The sequence below is a fragment of the Amycolatopsis acidicola genome, assembly GCF_007713735.2.
In the GTDB taxonomy this organism is placed as follows: domain Bacteria; phylum Actinomycetota; class Actinomycetes; order Mycobacteriales; family Pseudonocardiaceae; genus Amycolatopsis_E; species Amycolatopsis_E acidicola.
In genome coordinates, this window is sequence record NZ_VMNW02000138.1 from 1 (window position 1) to 15,923 (window position 15,923).

17 protein-coding genes are annotated in these 15,923 nt (G+C 72.1%); 9 read left to right on the plus strand and 8 right to left on the minus strand.

Annotation, left to right across the window (positions count from 1 at the left end; all coding sequences use genetic code 11):
* Window positions 1–225 precede the first annotated feature (225 nt).
* Genes FPZ12_RS42980 through FPZ12_RS42990 form a run of 3 tightly spaced genes read right to left on the minus strand, consistent with a single transcriptional unit; the run spans window position 226 to window position 3,471 of the window.
* Window positions 226–987, minus strand: coding sequence for an adenylate/guanylate cyclase domain-containing protein (locus FPZ12_RS42980; protein WP_243770325.1), 762 nt, complete (start codon window positions 985–987; stop codon window positions 226–228).
* A gap of 10 nt (window positions 988–997) precedes the next feature.
* Window positions 998–2,137 (minus strand): low temperature requirement protein A, encoded by a 1,140-nt coding sequence (locus FPZ12_RS42985; protein ID WP_166463098.1) that lies wholly within the window; start codon window positions 2,135–2,137, stop codon window positions 998–1,000.
* 17 nt (window positions 2,138–2,154) lie between these two features.
* Window positions 2,155–3,471, minus strand: a complete 1,317-nt coding sequence (locus tag FPZ12_RS42990) for an MFS transporter (protein ID WP_144758478.1) — start codon at window positions 3,469–3,471, stop codon at window positions 2,155–2,157.
* An 89-nt stretch (window positions 3,472–3,560) separates the two neighbouring features.
* On the opposite strand from FPZ12_RS42990, the gene FPZ12_RS42995 reads away from it, so the two are divergent.
* The 3 genes from FPZ12_RS42995 (at window position 3,561) to FPZ12_RS43005 (ending at window position 5,736) form a co-directional block, all read left to right on the plus strand.
* Window positions 3,561–4,274: a FadR/GntR family transcriptional regulator gene (locus FPZ12_RS42995; protein WP_144758481.1), complete on the plus strand. Its 714-nt coding sequence runs from the start codon at window positions 3,561–3,563 to the stop codon at window positions 4,272–4,274.
* Window positions 4,275–4,440: 166 nt separating this feature from the next.
* Window positions 4,441–4,815, plus strand: a complete 375-nt coding sequence (locus FPZ12_RS43000; protein ID WP_144758484.1) for a hypothetical protein — start codon at window positions 4,441–4,443, stop codon at window positions 4,813–4,815.
* A gap of 123 nt (window positions 4,816–4,938) precedes the next feature.
* The gene (locus FPZ12_RS43005; RefSeq protein WP_144758487.1) at window positions 4,939–5,736 is read left to right on the plus strand and encodes a hypothetical protein; all 798 of its coding nucleotides are present in this window, start codon (window positions 4,939–4,941) and stop codon (window positions 5,734–5,736) included.
* A gap of 3 nt (window positions 5,737–5,739) precedes the next feature.
* Here the strand turns inward: FPZ12_RS43005 and FPZ12_RS43010 are convergent, their stop codons facing one another.
* Entirely contained in the window at window positions 5,740–6,606 is an 867-nt protein-coding gene (locus FPZ12_RS43010) for an aldo/keto reductase family oxidoreductase (protein WP_144758490.1), read from the minus strand.
* Between the two features lie 123 nt (window positions 6,607–6,729).
* Between FPZ12_RS43010 and FPZ12_RS43015 the strand changes: the two genes are divergently transcribed.
* A complete protein-coding gene (locus tag FPZ12_RS43015; RefSeq protein ID WP_208026213.1) occupies window positions 6,730–7,578 on the plus strand; it encodes a helix-turn-helix transcriptional regulator in 849 nt (282 codons plus the stop codon).
* 2 nt (window positions 7,579–7,580) lie between these two features.
* Here FPZ12_RS43015 and FPZ12_RS43020 read toward each other — a convergent pair whose 3' ends face one another.
* A complete protein-coding gene (locus tag FPZ12_RS43020; RefSeq protein WP_144758496.1) occupies window positions 7,581–8,339 on the minus strand; it encodes a 3'(2'),5'-bisphosphate nucleotidase CysQ in 759 nt (252 codons plus the stop codon).
* Between FPZ12_RS43020 and FPZ12_RS43025 the strand changes: the two genes are divergently transcribed.
* A complete protein-coding gene (locus tag FPZ12_RS43025; RefSeq protein ID WP_144758499.1) occupies window positions 8,338–9,093 on the plus strand; it encodes an enoyl-CoA hydratase-related protein in 756 nt (251 codons plus the stop codon). The genes FPZ12_RS43020 and FPZ12_RS43025 overlap by 2 nt on opposite strands.
* Here the strand turns inward: FPZ12_RS43025 and FPZ12_RS43030 are convergent.
* The 3 genes from FPZ12_RS43030 to FPZ12_RS43040 form a co-directional block, all read right to left on the minus strand.
* Window positions 9,008–9,460, minus strand: a complete 453-nt coding sequence (locus tag FPZ12_RS43030; protein WP_144758502.1) for a hypothetical protein — start codon at window positions 9,458–9,460, stop codon at window positions 9,008–9,010. The genes FPZ12_RS43025 and FPZ12_RS43030 overlap by 86 nt on opposite strands.
* Window positions 9,461–9,549: 89 nt before the next feature.
* Window positions 9,550–10,521 carry a magnesium transporter CorA family protein gene (locus FPZ12_RS43035; RefSeq protein ID WP_144758505.1) on the minus strand — a complete coding sequence of 324 codons (972 nt, stop codon included), beginning with the start codon at window positions 10,519–10,521 and terminating at the stop codon, window positions 9,550–9,552.
* Between the two features lie 21 nt (window positions 10,522–10,542).
* On the minus strand, window positions 10,543–11,286 hold the full coding sequence (locus FPZ12_RS43040) for an IclR family transcriptional regulator (RefSeq protein ID WP_144758508.1): 744 nt from the start codon (window positions 11,284–11,286) through the stop codon (window positions 10,543–10,545).
* Between the two features lie 75 nt (window positions 11,287–11,361).
* Here FPZ12_RS43040 and FPZ12_RS43045 point away from each other — a divergent pair, with 75 nt between their 5' ends.
* The 4 genes from FPZ12_RS43045 to FPZ12_RS43060 are packed head-to-tail and all read left to right on the plus strand — an operon-like array spanning window position 11,362 to window position 15,821.
* Window positions 11,362–12,189, plus strand: coding sequence for a dioxygenase family protein (locus tag FPZ12_RS43045; RefSeq protein ID WP_144758511.1), 828 nt, complete (start codon window positions 11,362–11,364; stop codon window positions 12,187–12,189).
* Window positions 12,186–13,700 (plus strand): FAD-dependent monooxygenase, encoded by a 1,515-nt coding sequence (locus FPZ12_RS43050; RefSeq protein WP_144758513.1) that lies wholly within the window; start codon window positions 12,186–12,188, stop codon window positions 13,698–13,700. The genes FPZ12_RS43045 and FPZ12_RS43050 overlap by 4 nt, the downstream gene beginning before the upstream one ends.
* An 11-nt stretch (window positions 13,701–13,711) precedes the next feature.
* The gene (locus tag FPZ12_RS43055) at window positions 13,712–14,539 is read left to right on the plus strand and encodes a M55 family metallopeptidase (RefSeq protein ID WP_144758516.1); all 828 of its coding nucleotides are present in this window, start codon (window positions 13,712–13,714) and stop codon (window positions 14,537–14,539) included.
* Window positions 14,532–15,821 carry a M20/M25/M40 family metallo-hydrolase gene (locus FPZ12_RS43060; protein WP_150980773.1) on the plus strand — a complete coding sequence of 430 codons (1,290 nt, stop codon included), beginning with the start codon at window positions 14,532–14,534 and terminating at the stop codon, window positions 15,819–15,821. Before FPZ12_RS43055 ends, FPZ12_RS43060 begins: the two co-directional genes overlap by 8 nt.
* Window positions 15,822–15,923: the final 102 nt, after the last annotated feature.

A 15,923-nucleotide genomic window follows, 5' to 3' on the forward strand; every position in this document is an offset into this window, starting at 1 on the left:
CACCCGCACCCGCACCCGCACCCGCACCCGCCAGGAATTATCGCCCCGCGGCGCACCCTTGCCCTTGCCCCGAAGCCTCCTGCGCCGCGCTCGCCCTGGTGCCCAGGCCGCCCCCGACCGCCACCGGCCAACACACACCCCCCACCGGCCAACACACCACCACCGCCAGCCAACACACCGCCGCCACGGGCCAAGACACCACCGGCGGCAGCCAACACGTGCCTGTCAGGAACTCTCGCCCCGCGGCACCACCGAAAACACCTCGAGGCCCCGCGGCGCACCCTTCGCCCGGAAGCGCCTGCGCCGCACCACGTATTGCGTCTCGTCCACTGTGGACAGGGCCGGGCCGGACACCAGCACCTCGCCGCCCGAGGCGGCATCGGCCACCCGGGCCGCGACGTTGACATCCACGCCCACGTAGTCCCGGCCGACGCGTTTCGGGCGTCCCGCGTGCATTCCGGTGCGCAGCTGCGGCCGGTACCCGTCGAGGGTGATCGCGCTGACCGCCGTACACGCTTCGTGCGCGGCGCTGATCGCCTCGGCCGTATCGGCGAAAACCGCCATCATCCCGTCACCGAGGAACTTCACCACCGTCCCGCCGTGGCGTTGCACCGCCGCGCGGCTCACGTCGCCCACTTCGCGCAGCAGGCGCAGCACGTGGTCGTCCCCGGCATGCAGCGCCCAGCTGGAAAACCCGACCAGATCGGTGAACAGGATGGTGACCTCGCCGCCACCCGAGACCGCCCGCGAACGGCTCAGCACCTGCCACACCTGCACGGCCGCCAGCCCCAGCTCGCGGGTGGCGCTCGGCTCGTCGGTGCCGGCTTCGGAGATGAGGCGCGCGACGCGGTCCGACGCGCGGCCGCCGCCCATGAGCTGCGCCGAACCCGGGGCGAGCCGGCGCATCGTGCGGGCCGTGCGCACCACGGCGTCGTTGCGGTCGGCGTCGCGCAGGAACCGGCGCAGCCGCGGTCGTTCGTCGTTCACGATGCCGACCCTACTGGCCGGTCGCTTTCCGGCGGGTGGCGAGCAGTTGTCCGGCCACCGCCGCCACCAGCAGCCACACCAGCCCGGCCGCGCCCGGGTCGAGCAGCCCCGCCAGCGCCGGGATCAGCACCGCCGGGGCCAGCGGCCGCAACCCCCACAGCCAGCCGTACCGGGCGGCCGCCGCACCCGCGCCGACAACGCCGATCGCGGCCACCGCCGCGCACACGAGCCACCGCGCGGACGGCTCGACGTGGCCGTGCGGCACGCTTTCCACGAGTTCACCCATCCCGCTGGCGAGCGCCGCCAGCACCCCGGCGACGAGACAGTGCAGGAGCAGCATCGTCCGCGGCGGGGCGGTGTCCGCCAGCATCGGGATCCCGCCGAAACCGCGTTGCAGCAGCAATGCCCACAGTCCCGCGAGCAGCGCGAGCGAACCGATCGCCGTGCCGAACACGGCGCCGTGCCACGCTGCGAGCTCGCTCATCGCCTGGGTCACCATGAGCACGCCCTCGCCCAGCACGATGATCATGAACAGCCCGAGCCGTTCGCCGAAATGCGCCTCGTCGAGCCGGGCGATCGTGACGCTCCGCAGCTCCGGCCGCCGCTCGCTGGCCCGCGCCTGCCGCTCGGCGATGGCGCGCGCCATCCGGTCGCGGTTGAAGGTGAAGCTGACGACCAGATCCAGCACGAGCCCGAGAGCCCACAGGTAGTACCGCCACGGATCGCCAGCCCAGAGCGAAGCGATCCACGGCACGACGCCAGCGCCCATCTGCGCGACCGGCCAATCGACCACGACCGCCCCGCGGCCCCGCCACGCCCGGTCCGACAGCACCCGGACAGCGACGTAGGCGAGCGCGAACACCTTCGCCCGGTCTCCGTGGATCTCCGGCACCGCGGCGGCCATCACCGCCAGCCCCATCATCGCGGCGAGCACCGGCAACGCCTGTGTGGTGCCCGCCGCGACGTTGCCGTAGACCGTGAAGCACATCCACGCGGTCCAGAAAGCCAGGAAACACAACACATACAGCCCCGCGCCGGACCATCCCGGGCTGCTGTGCAGCAGATGCGAAAGCTGCGCCACCCCCGCGACGGCGACGAGGTCGAAGAACAGCTCCAGCCACGACGCGTGCCGCTCACCTTGATCCGCCACGGGGGTGAGTATGCCGGTCAGGCCTTCGCGGACTCCGCGTGCTCCGCCGTCCGCGCGCCCGCTTCGACCCGGCGTGGCATGAAGACGAGCGCGAGCATCGACACGACGGCGCAGCCGACGATGTACCAGCTGATCCCGGTGCTGGAGCCGGTGCTCTGCAGGATCGCGGCCGCGATCAGCGGCGCGGGCCCGCCGGCGATCACCGACGCCAGCTGGTAGCCGAGCCCGGCGCCGCTGTAGCGGACCCCGGTGCCGAAGTTCTCCGCGATCAGCGCGGCCTGCGGGCCGTACATCATGTCGTGCACGATCAGCGAGACGACGATCGCCACCAGCACCAGCCCCGACGAGCGGGTGTCCAGCAACCCGAAGTACGGGAAGGCGAACGCGCCCGTGGCGACGATCCCGAGCCCGTAGACCAGCTTCCGGCCGACCCTGTCGGACAGGTGCCCGAACAGCGGCACGCTGATCAATCCGACGGCCGCGGCGATGAGCGTGTCGTTCAGGAGCTGGCCGCGCGGCAGGGAAAGGTGCTTCGTGCCGTACGTCAGCACGAACGTGATGAACAGGTAGAACGGCGCCTGCTCGGCCAGCCGCACGAACGCGGAGGTGAGGATTTCCCTGGGGTGGTGGCGGATCGCCGTCCACACGGGACGCCGCTCCACCTTCCCGGCCCGCTTCACCTCGGCGAAGTCCGGGCTTTCGACCACCTTCAGCCGCACCCACAGGCCGATGCCGACGAGGATGATGCTGAGCAGGAACGGCACCCGCCAGCCCCAGGTCTCGAACGAGTCCCCGCTGACCGACTCGAACAACGCGACCGCCGCCGTGGACAGCAGCAGCCCCAGCGGGACGCCGAGCTGCGGCAGGCTGGTGAGGAACCCGCGATGGCGCCGGGTGCCCCATTCCATGGACATCAGCACCGAGCCGCCCCACTCGCCGCCGACGCCGATGCCCTGCACCACGCGCAGCAGCGTGAGCAGCACCGGCGCGCCCCAGCCCAAGGCCGTGTAGCCGGGCAGCACGCCGATCAGCACGGTGGCCGAGCCCATCAGCAGCAGCGTGGTGACCAGGGTGGCCTTGCGGCCCACGCGGTCGCCGAAGTGCCCGAAGATCGCGGCGCCCGCCGGGCGCGCGGCGAAGCCGACGAACAGCGTGCCGAACGATTCGAGCACACCCGTCGCGGTGGAGCTGCCGGGGAAGAACAGTTTCGGGAACACCAGCGCGGCGATCGTGCCGTACAGGAAGAAGTCGTACCACTCGATGGTCGTGCCGACCGTGCTGGCGACGACCGCACGAGTGCGGTGGGCGCGGGCGGCGGAGTCTGCTCGCGGCATGATGGCCTCCATTGGCTCATCCACTCATCCACTAGGTCAGTGATCCACGACACTGCTAGGCTCGTGGCGAACTGTCAAGGGGGTGGCCGATGTCCGATTCGCTCCGCCCGGTCGCCCGGCCGCGGCTGTACGAGCAAGTGATGGCCCAGCTGCAGGAGTATGCCGAATCCGCCGGGCTCAAGACCGGGGACAGGCTGCCGTCCGAGCGCGATCTCGCCGAGCGCCTCCGGGTCAGCCGCGCCTCGCTGAAGCAGGCGATCGTGGTGCTGGAAGTACAGGGGCTCGTCGAGATCCGGCACGGCGGCGGCACGTACCTGCGCACCGGGAGCCTGCGTCCCGAGCCCGTCGAGCGGCTCGTCGAGCGCCGCCGCCGGCTGCCGGACGTGCTCGACGCGCGCGAGGCGATGGAGACCAAACTCGCCGAGCTGGCGGCGGAACGCCGCACCGAGGACGACCTGCTGATGATCGAGGTCGCGCTGGGGACGATGCGGGAGCAGGTCGAGCGGGGCGAGTTCGGCGAGGACGGGGACCGCCGCTTCCACGCCGCGGTCACCGACGCCGCGCACAGCGAGCTGCTGGCCGACTTCATGCACAAGATCGCCGACCAGATCGCGGAAACCCGGCACGAGTCGCTGAGCCAGCCGGACCGGCCGCGCCAGTCCCTTGCCCAGCACGAGGCGATCGCCGAAGCGATCCGCGAGCAGGACGCGCGGGCCGCGGTGGGCGCGATGCGGGCCCATCTCGAGTCGGTGCGGCGGGTCCGCCTGCTCGACTGGAACCCCGACGAGCCTGTGGCGCAGTAGACAGACACCGCCGGGAAACCCTGGCGCCCCAACGGTGTTGTGCTTTGCAGACACCGGACGAAGGGTCCGGGTCCATGAGCCGCCCAGGCACGGGGACACGCGTCCTGCCCGACTCGTCCACGTGAAGAATGCCGCCGGAACACGGCGGTGTGGAGGTGTCTTCCCCATGAAGTTGAACGCACGCTTCGGAATCGACGTACTGGCTCTGCTCGCCGGCGGTTTCCTCGCCGTCACCGCCGTTGCGCTGCCGCTCGAAGCGGCGGGCTGGGTCGCCTTCGGAGTTTTCACCGGGCTCGCGGTGCTCGGTGCTCTCGGCGCGGTACTCGCCGGGCGGCTCTCGGCCCGGATCGGGCACGGCGTGCTCGGCCTCGTCGGCCTGTGGTCGCTGATCGCGGCGCTCGTGTTCACGAGCCCGGCGCTGCTGTTCGCCGACGCGCTGGCCGTGGTGCTGGTGGCGCTCGTCGACCTGACCGTGCACGAGCTGAGCACCGAGCGGGTCGTGCACCAGCTCGAGGTGCGCGAGCCGGCACCGGTCGCCTGATCTCTCCCCTCCCCTGACGGAGCCCCGTGGGATTTTCCCCGCGGGGCTTCGCCGTGCCCGCGTGGGCTCACACCGGCGACGCACGGAAAATGCTAGAAGAAGCGTGGGTGGAAGGAGGGGGCCGTGCGGGCTCTGCGGTGGGGGGTGCTGGTCGTCGTCCTCGTGCTGTTCGGCGGCGGGCTGGCGTGGTTCGTGCTCAGCAAGCGCACGCCGCCGCAGCCGGTCTGCCTCGCGACGACCGAGGACGGCAAGAGCTCGTACCGGCTGACCCCGGAGCAGGCGCAGAACGCGGGCACCGTCGCGGGCGTGGGGCTGCGGCTCGGCGTGCCCGACCACGCCGTCACGGTCGCGATCGCCACCGCGCTGCAGGAGTCCAAGTTGTACAACCTGACCGGCGGCGACCGGGATTCCGCCGGGTTGTTCCAGCAGCGGCCGAGCCAGGGTTGGGGCACCTACGAGCAGGTGACCCAGCCGGTGTACGCCTCCGAGGCCTTCTACAACCGCCTTCGCCAGCAGAAGAACTGGACCGACCTGACCGTCACTCAAGCCGCGCAGCTCGTCCAGCACTCCGCCGCGCCGGACGCCTACGCGCAGTGGGAGCCCGAGGCGCGCGTGATCGCGAGGGCGCTCACCGGGGAGACAGCGGCCACGTTCACGTGCCAGAACCTCACGGTCGGGGCGAGCAGCACGAGCATCGTCCAGATCGCGAACAGCGAGCTGGGCACGGCCGCGCTGAGCGGAGCGCACGATCCCGCGCGCGGCTGGGCGCTCAGCTCGTGGCTGGTGGCGAACGCCGTCCGCTTCGGACTCGACAAGGTCACCTTCGACGGCCGCACCTGGACCCCGGCGGACGGGACCTGGTCCCAGGGTGGGACAGCCGATGGAACCCTTTCCCTGCACCAGGTTCCCGCCACTTCGTGACCGTCAGGACGCGATGCCGTCGAGCACTTTCAGCTCGTCCTCGGGCAGGCTCAGGCCGGCGGCCGCGACGTTGTCCCGCAGGTGAGCGACCGACGACGTGCCCGGGATGAGCAGGATGTTCGGCGAACGGTGCAGCAGCCAGGCGAGCGCCACCGCCATCGGCGTGGTGCCGAGCCGCTCGGCGACCCCGTCCAGCTCCGTCGACTGCAGCGGGGAGAACCCGCCGAGCGGGAAGTACGGCACGAACGCGATGTCTTGCGCGGCAAGGGAATCGACCAGCTCGTCGTCTTCCCGGTGCGCCACGTTGTAGAAGTTCTGCACGCACACCACGGGCGCGATCGCCTGCGCTTCGGCGACCTGCTCCGCGTTGACCGTGCTCAGCCCGAGGTGCTTGATCAGCCCCTGCTCCCGCAGTTCCGCGAGCACGCCGAACTCCTCGGCGATCGAGCCCGGCTCCGCCGCGTCGAACCCGCCGACGCGCAGGTTCACCACATCGAGCGCCTCCAGCCCGAGGCGCTTCAGGTTGTCGTGCACCGCTTGACGCAGCTGCTCCGGCGCGAGGGCCTGCGGCCAGTTGCCCTCCTCGTCGCGCAGCGCCCCGACCTTCGTGATGATGTGCAGGTCCGCCGGGTACGGGTGCAGCGCCTCCTTGATGATCTCGTTCGTGACGTGCGGGCCGTAGAAGTCCGCCGTGTCGATGTGCGTTATGCCCAGCTCCACCGCCTCGCGCAGCACCGCGACGGCGCCCGCGCGGTCCGCGGGCGGGCCGAAGACGTGCGGGCCGGCCAGCTGCATGGCGCCGTATCCCATCCGCGTGACCGTGAGGTCCCCGCCGAGGGTGTAGGTGCCGCCGGGAAGTGTGCTCGTCATGAGATCCCTTCTCTCTTCGTCTGATGCCACTGTGCCGGTACCCCGAAACGGCCACCAGGCCCCCTCGATCCTGGGACTCGCGGGGACACGCGGAGTCCGCGCCCCGCGATTACCGTGGAGCACGTGAGCGAGAACAACCAGCTGGGTGACTACCTCCGGGCCCGTCGTGAACTGGTGCGTCCCGAGGACGCGGGCCTGCCCGTGCACGGAAACCGCCGCGTGGCCGGGCTGCGCCGCGAAGAAGTCGCCCTGCTCGCCGGGATCAGCTCCGACTACTACCTCCGGCTGGAACAGGGCCGGGACCGCAACCCGTCCGCGCAAGTGCTGGAATCACTCGCCCGGGTGCTGCGGCTCGACCAGGCCGGCACCGAATACCTGCTGAGCCTCGCCGCCCTGCGCCCGCCCAAGCGGCGTCGTCGTGCCCGCCGCGAGACCGTTCCGCCGGGAATCCAGCAGCTGCTGGACGTGCTGGCGCTGCCCGCTTTCGTGGAGGGCCGGTACTTCGACGTGCTGGCCGTCAACCCGCTCGCCACCGCGCTGTCGCCGAACCTGCGGCTGGGCGAAAACCGGCTGCGCTCGGTGTTCCTCGACCCCGGCGAGCAAGCGCTGTATCCGGACTGGGAAGCGGCCACCGCGATGCTCGTGGCGGGCTTCCGGGAATCCGTGGGCACCGACACCGACGACCCGCGCTTCGTCGAGCTCGTCGGCGAGCTTTCCCTGTCCAGCGACCGTTTCCGGCGGCTATGGGCGCGCCACGACGTGTCGGCCCGCGAAGGCATGCCGACGCGGATGCGCCACCCGCAGGTCGGCGAGCTCACGCTGAGCCGGGAAAAACTGGCCGTCAGCGGAGCCCAGGGGCTGATGCTCGTCATCTACCACGCCGTGCCGGGCACGGACAGCGCGGAGAAGCTGGGCCTGATCTCGGCGCTCGCGGCCCCGGAGGCGCGCGAGCAGGACCGCTCGGTGCGCTGAACTCAGGCCGTCGCCAGGCTTTCGAGTACCGGCCCGGCGAACTCCGGGCGGCAGATCAGGAGGTCCGGCAGATACGGGTCCGGCTGGTTGTAGCGCAGCGGGGAACCGTCCAAACGGGACACATGCAGGCCCGCGGCGGCGGCCACGGCGACGGGCGCGCAGGAGTCCCATTCGTACTGGCCACCGGAATGCGCGTACACGTCCACTTCGCCCCGCACGACGGCCATCGCCTTCGCCCCGGCCGAACCCATCGGCACGAGGGCGGCGTCGAGGTGCCGCACGAGGTGATCGACCGCGGCCGGGGGCCGCGTGCGGGAGACGGCGAGCCGGATCGGGCCCGGCTCGCGAGCGGGAACCACGGGCGGTTCGCCGGTGTGCAGCACCAAACCGGCCGCGGGAAGCGCCACCGCGCCGACCGCGGCCACGCCGTCGAGAGCGAGGGCGACGTGCACGGCCCAGTCCTCGCGGGGCGGCTCGCCGTATTCGCGGGTGCCGTCGAGGGGGTCGACGATCCACACGCGCTCGTGCCGCACGCGCGTGCCGTCGTCCGCGCTCTCCTCGGACAGGACGGCGTCGTCCGGGCGCACCTCCGCTAACCGGCGCAGCAGCAGCTCGTTGGACTGCTTGTCCCCCGCCGCCCCGCCTTGCGCCCGGATCTCCACCAGGAGCCTGCCCGCCTCTGCCGCGAGTCCCGCGGCCACCGCATGGTCGTCCACGCCGACACTCTGCCACGCCGGGGCTGCTGTCAGACTGGGGATCATGGCGGAACTGGTGGAAACCGAGCGGCACGGCCACGTCCTGGTGATCCGGATGTGCCGGGAGGCCAAGCGCAACGCGGTGAACCGGCAGCTGGCCGACGAGCTGGACGCCGAGTTCAACCGCCTCGACGACGACCCGGACCTGTGGGCCGGGGTGCTCACCGGCACGCCGAAGGTGTTCTCCGCCGGGAGCGACCTCACCTCGATCGGGGACTACGTGACCGAGCGCGGCGGCGAGTACGGGCTGATCCGCCGGAACCGGGCGAAGCCGCTGATCGCCGCCATCGAAGGCATGGCGCTGGGCGGCGGGCTGGAACTCGCGCTGGCGTGCGACCTGGTGGTGGCGGCCCGCGACGCGCGGCTGGGGTTGCCGGAGGTGGCGCGCGGCGTGGTGCCGACGTGCGCCGGGCTGTTCCGGGGGCCGCGGGCGCTGCCGGTGAACCTCGCGCGCGAACTGGTCCTGACCGGTCGGCCGATCGCGGTGGAACGCGCCTACCAGGCGGGTTTCGTGAACGTGGTGACCGAGCCGGGCGAGGCCGCGGCCGGGGCGCTGGAGCTGGCCGGGCAGATCTGCGAGAACTCCCCGGCGTCCGTGCGCGCGAGCCTCGCCGCGATGAACACCTGGCTCGCCGCGGACGACGAACTCGGCTGGCAGGTCACCGGCGAAGCCCTCACCACGGTGACCGCGTCCGAGGACCACCGCGAGGGGGTGCAGGCATTCCTGGAGAAGCGCCCGCCCCGCTGGACCGGACGCTGACCACGGGCGAAGCGCGCCGCGGCGCCGGCACCTTCACCTTGTCCGGCAAGGGAATCCGGGTCATGGCGAGCACACCGGCGACCCCGGCGAACACACCGGCGGCGACCGCCGAGCCGCTGGTGAACACGAGGTCGCCCGCGCGGCCGAGGACGAACCCGTCGTGCAGCCCCCACGCGACCAGCGCGGTCCCGGCGGCCGCCATCGGCGTGCTCAGCACCCCGGCCGCGGCGACGACCACCGCGAGCGCGAACACCGACCAGCCCGGCTGCCGGGTCACCCCCGCCGCGATCGTCCCGAGCGTGACGGCGATGGCGGTGGCGAACCCGAGCGGGAACCCGAAACCCGTCGGCAATGGCGTGCTGCGCATGACTCCAGTGCAGCCCCGCCACGGCGCCCCGCGCGGTTTCTTGTCACGACCTCTGCGCCGCGGCCCCGGGTTTTGACGGCGTGTTGACGCTAAAGCCAGTCATTGCGGCGGAACAGGACATACAGCCCGAGTGAGATCCCGACGATGACCGCGGAGGACACCCAGAAACCGGTCAGCTGCTCGAACCCGGGGTAGGGCACGTTCTGCCCGTAGAACCCGGTGACCGCGGTGGGCACCGCGATGATCGCCGCCCAGCTGGTCACCTTCTTCATGATCGAGTTCAGCCGGTTGCCCTGGATCGTCAGCTGGGTCTCGCGGATCGTCGTGACCAGGTCCCGCAGCGACTCCGTCCACTCCGAGGCGCGCAGCACGTGGTCGTAGACGTCCTGGTAGTACGGCCGCATCGTCTCGTCGGCCAGCGCGAGGTCCGGCCGCATCAGCGCGTTGACCACCTCGCGCATCGGCAGCACCACCCGGCGCAGCATCACGAGGCTCTTGCGCAGCGCCAGCGAACGGCGCTGCATGTCCTTGTGGTCGACGCGCGGCGCGAAGACCATGTCCTCCAGCGCCTCGATCTGCTCGTCCAGCGACTGCACGGATTCGAAGTACCCGTCCACGACGTAGTCGAGCAGGCCGTGCAGCAGGAACCCGACGCCGTGGCCCGCCAGTTCCGAGGACGCGTCCCAGCGCTCGACCACCTCGCCGATCGCGAAGTCCTCCGACTTGCGGACGGTGACCAGCGCCTTCTTCGTGATGAACACGGCCAGCTCGGTGTCGCTCAGCACGCCGGTCTTCTCGTCGAGGTGCACCGCGTACGCGGTCAGGAACGAGTGCGTGTCGTAGCGGTCGAGCTTCGAGCGCTCGTGCTTCTGCACGGCGTCCTCGACGGCCAGTCTGTGCAGTCCCAGCTCCTCGCTGATCGCGGCGAGATCGTCCTCGGTGGGCGCGCACATGTCGAGCCAGATCACGGCGCCGGGTTCGGGCAGGTAGTCGGAAATATCCGCCACGGGGAAGTTCTCCTTCGCGAGAACGCCGTCACGGTAGAGCCTCGTACGGGACATGCCCGTGAAGGTAGCCGCTCGTCAGCCCACCCCGCGCGAGATGGCCAGCGCGGTGGCGCGGACGACCTGTTCGTACGCCTGCGGCGCGCCGGCCCGCGCGGGCACGACCACCGAGACCGCGGCGACGACCCGGCCCGAACGGTCGCGGACCGGCACGGCGACCGAGGACACCGCGGCCGGCCGTTGCCGCGCGAACACCGCGATCCCGGTGCGGCGGACCTCCGCCAGCTGCCGCCGCAACGCCGTCGTGTCGCCGAGCCGCGCGAACACCTGCTCACGCACCTCCGGCTCGGCGGCCGCCAGCAGCACCAGCCCGACTCCCGTGTCGGACAGCGGCATCCGGCCGCCGACCCGGTACGCGATCTCCACCGCGTCCCGTGCCGACAACCGTTCGACAAGGAGCGCCTCGGCGCCGTCCCGCACCGCGAGCAGCACGTGCTGGCGGGTCACCTCGTGCAGATCTTCCAGGTACGGCAACGCGACCTCGCGCAGTCCGTGGCTGCGCGGCGCGAGCGAAGCGATCTCGAACAACCGCAGCCCGACCACGAACCGGCCCCGCTCGTCCCGTTCCAGCGCGCCCCACGCCTCCAGGCGCGCGGCCAGCCGGGACGCGGTGCTGCGCGGGAGTCCGGCGCGGCGGCTCAGCTCGACGAGCCCGAGCGCGCGATGCGCGGAGCCGAAGGCCGCGAGCAGGGACAACGCGCGATCCACCACCGGATCGCCCTTCTTCGGCCGCTTCCCTCGTCCGGTCGCCGCGGGCTCCATCAGCCGAGTGTGGCAGGTCCGGTCAATGGAACGGCTGCTGACGCGGGCCGGTCACGGTGACCATGCTGGAACGTCGTGGATGACGAACTCGACGGCCTGCTGGCCCAGGTCCTCGCCCGGACGGACACCGCCGACCCCCGGCTCGCGGAGATCTTCCGCTCGGCCGTGACCCATCTGCACGCCTTCGTCCGCGAGGTCCGCCCGACCGAGCAGGAATGGTTGCGGGGACTGGATTTCCTCGTCCGGACCGGGCAGACGTGCACCGGCACGCGCAACGAGTTCATCCTGCTCTCGGACATGCTCGGGCTGACCTCCGCCGTCGACGCGGTGGCCCACCCCGGGCCGCCCGAGGCCACGCCGTCCTCGGTCGAGGGCCCGTTCCACTCCCCCGCGCCCCGCCGCGCGCTCGGCGCCACCATCGCCGAAGGCCCCGAGCACGGGCGCGCCGAACCGACGTTCGTGCACGGCCGCGTCACCGACTGCGAAGGGACTCCGGTGCCGGGCGCGACGGTGGACATCTGGCAGGCCGACGACGCCGGGTTCTACGACACGCAGGACGGCGAGCAGCCGCCGGGCAACCTGCGCGGGTTGTTCACCACCGACGAGGACGGGCGGTACTGGTTCTCCAGCGTCCTGCCGAGCAGTTATCCGGTGCCGACCGACGGGCCCGTCGGCGAGCTGCTCACCGCGCTGGGCCGGCACCCGATGCGCCCGGCGCACATCCACTACCACGTCGAGGCCGAGGGTTTCCGCCCGCTGACCACGCATGTGTTCGTGGCCGGGGACGAGTACCTCGGCTCCGACGCCGCCTTCGCGGTGAAGGACGCGCTCGTCGTCGCGCCGGAACCGCGCGAAGACGGGGTGCTGGGCTTCGCGTTCGACATCCGGCTCGTCCCGGCATGATCCGCACCCCCGTGCTGATCGCCGGGGCCGGGCCGAGCGGTCTCGCCGTCGCGATCGAACTCGGGCGGGCCGGGATCCCGTGCTGCCTCGTCGAACCCCGCACCACCGTCACCACCGACCGGCCGCGCGCGAAGACCACGAGCGCGCGGACGATGGAGTTGTTGCGGCGCTGGGGTTTGGCCGACCAGGTGCGGGCGGCGGCGCCGCTGCCGGTGTCCTATTCGCAGGACGTGGTGTTCTGCTCGCGGGTGACGGGGCACGAGATCACCCGCTTCTCCCACGCTTTCGGCATGTACGACGGGCGCCGGGACGAGCTGGCGGAATGCGGGCAGCAGATCCCGCAGCCGGTGGTGGAGGCCGTGCTGCGGGAGGCGGTCCGCGAGCTGCCCTCGGTCACTTTCCTGACCGGGCAACGTCTTCTCTCCGCGAAGGACGGCACCGGCGGCGTGCGTGCCGAACTGTCCGACGACGTCGTGGAGGCCGGGTACCTGATCGGCTGCGACGGCGCGGCGGGCCTCACCAGGGACGCCATCGGCGCGCGGTACGAAGGCAGCAGCGGCGCGCTGCCGAACCTCAACATCACCTTCACCGCGCCCGGTCTCACCGAGGATCTGCTGTGCGCCCGCGCGATCCACTACTGGGTGCTCGGCGCGGACGTCGGCGGCATCGTCGGCCCGATGGACCTGGACGGCACGTGGTGGGCGATCGCGCAGGGCGTGCGTGAAGGCGATCCGGTGGCGCTCGTGCGGGCGCTCCTCGGCCGGGATCTCGACGTCGAAGTCCGCGCCACGGACCCGTGGTCGGCGCGGATGATGCTGGCCGACAGCTACCGCGGCGAGCGGATCTTCCTCGTTGGCGACGCCGCGCACCTCAACCCGCCGTGGGGCGGGCACGGCTACAACACGTCGGTCGGCGACGCGGTGAACCTGGGCTGGAAACTCGCCGCGGTGTTGCAGGGCTGGGGCGGCCCGGCGCTGCTGGACAGCTACGAACCCGAGCGACGTCCCGTCGCCGAGCAGACGATCGCCGCCGCCTCCGCGCAGGAGTCGCGGCTGGCCCGCGCCTTCGCCCGCGCCGATCTCGACACCGACCCCGCGGCGCGCGCCGAGGCCGCGAAAGCGTTGCGCGCCAAGGAAGGCGAGTTCCACAGCCTCGGCCTCGTGCTGGGCTACCACTACGCGGCCTCGCCACTGGTGACCGACGACGGCTCCCCCGTCCCCGAGCACGATCTCCTGCGCTACCACGGCTCCGGCCGTCCCGGGATGCGGCTGCCGCACCGCTGGCTGCCCGACGGGTCCTCGCTGTACGACCACCTCGGGCCGGGATTCACCTTGCTGGGCAACGGGAACTCCGCGCCGCTGGAACGGGAGGCGGCGCGGCTGGGCATCCCGTTCACCGTGCTGCCGACCGGCGGCGAGAGCGTGCTCGTGCGTCCTGACCAGCACATCGCCTGGCGCGGGACGACGCCGGATCCCGCCGTCCTGCGGCGCGCGGCCGGGCATTTCGCGTAGAGTCCGCGTCCATGCGCATCCTGATCTCCGCGGACATGGAGGGCGCCACGGGCGTGACCTGGACCGACGATGTCGTGCCGGGGACCGAGCAGTGGCAACGGTTCCGCCGCCTGTTCACCGGCGACGTGAACGCGGTGATCGCCGGGCTGCACGCGGCCGGGGCGGACGACGTCCTGGTCAACGAGGCGCATTCCTCGCAGCGGAACCTGCTGCTGGAGGACCTGGACGCGCGGGCGCGGATGCTCACCGGCAGGCACAAGCCGCTGTCGATGATGCAGGGCGTCGCGTCCGGTGTGGACGGTGTGGTGTTCCTCGGCTACCACGCGGGGGCCGGGGCCGAAGGCGTGCTGGCGCATACATACCTGGAAAACCAGATCACCGGCGTGTGGCTCGACGGGGTGCACGCCAGCGAGGGCAGGCTGAACGCCGCGCTGGCCGCCGAGTACGGCGTGCCGGTCCTGCTCGTCACGGGCGACGACAAGACCTGCGAGGACGCGCGCGGCTACGCGCCGGACGCGAAAATGGTGGCGGTGAAGGAATGCGTGAGCCGGTACGCGGCGATCTGCACCCCGCCCGAGCGCACCGCGGCCGCGATCGCCGAGGCCGCCGAGGCGTCGATGGCGCTGGCCGGGCGCGGGGAACCCGCCCCGGGCCCGCACCGCATCGAGGTGGAATTCGACGCGACCCACCTCGCCCAGGCCGCCGCGGTGGTGCCGACGGTGGAGCAGACGGGCGTCCGCCGGGTCGGGTTCGACGCGCCGGACATGACCGAGGCGATGAAGGCGTTCAAGATCGTCACCGCCATCGCGGGCGGTGCGGTACAGGGGAAATATGGCTGACGTAGTCGATCTGTGCGCGGCGCTGCTGCGCTTCGACACCACCAACCGCGGCGGCGGGGATTCCGAAGGCGAGCGCGAGGCGGCGGAGTTCGTCGCGGGCGTGCTCGCCGACGCCGGGATCGAGCCGGAGATCCTGGAGTCCGCGCCGCGCCGGGCCAACGTGCTCGCGCGCGTGCCGGGCACGGACCCGTCACTGCCCGCGCTGCTCGTGCAGGGGCATCTGGACGTGGTGCCCGCCGACGCCGCCGACTGGTCGGTGCCGCCGTTCGCGGCCGAGATCCGCGACGGCTGCCTGTGGGGGCGCGGCGCGGTCGACATGAAGGACTTCTGCGCGATGGTGCTGGCGCTGGTGTCCGAGGGCCTGCGCCCGAAGCGGGACCTGGTGCTGGCGTTCGTCGCCGACGAGGAGGACAAGGGCGACTACGGCGCGCACTGGCTCGCCGCCCGCCACCGCGACCGCTTCGAGGGGTGTGCGGCGGCGATCAGCGAGTCGGGCGGCTACACGTATCACGTGCCCGCGGCGGACGGGCGCACCGTGCGGCTGTATCCCGTGGGCACGGCCGAGCGCGGCACGGCGCACATGCGGCTGACCGCTCGCGGGCGCGCGGGCCACGGCTCGCGCCGCAACGACGAGAACGCCGTGGCCCGGCTCGTCGGTGCGCTGGCCCGGATCGCCGCGCACCGCTGGCCGGTGCATCTGACGCCGACGGTCGAGGCTTTCCTTGTGCGCACGGGAGAAGCGCTCGGCGTCGAGGTGGATCTGTCCGATGTGGACGGAACGCTGGCGAGGCTGGGCCCGGCCGCGTCGCTGGCCGAGAACGTGGTGCGGAACAGCACCACCCCGACCATGCTGGACGCCGGCTACAAGGTGAACGTGATCCCGAGCGTGGCGCAGGCGCAGGTCGACACCCGCGTGCTGCCCGGCACGGAGGACGACCTGCTCGCCACCTTCGACGAGCTCCTGGGCCCGGACGTCGAGCGCGAGTTCGTCGCGCACCAGGCGCCCGTGCAGGCCCCGGTGGATTCCCCGTGGTTCGGCGCGATGGCCGCCGCGCTGCGCGCCGAGGACCCGGAGGCCGTGGTCGTGCCCTACTGCATGGGCGGCGGCACCGACGCGAAGGCGTTCAGCCCGCTGGGCATCGACTGCTACGGCTTCGCCCCGCTGTGGTTGCCCGAGGGCTTCCCGTACCGCGCCCTTGCCCACGGCGTCGACGAACGCGTGCCGCTGGAGGGCCTGCGGTTCGGCACCCGCGTGCTCCGGCATTTCCTCACGCACGCCTGAGTCACGCCCCCTCCCCTCGGCGAGTTGGCCCCTCCGGCGCACGAGTTGGCCCTTCCCGCGCACGAGTTGGCCCCTCGCGCGCACGAGTTGGCCCCTCCCGGC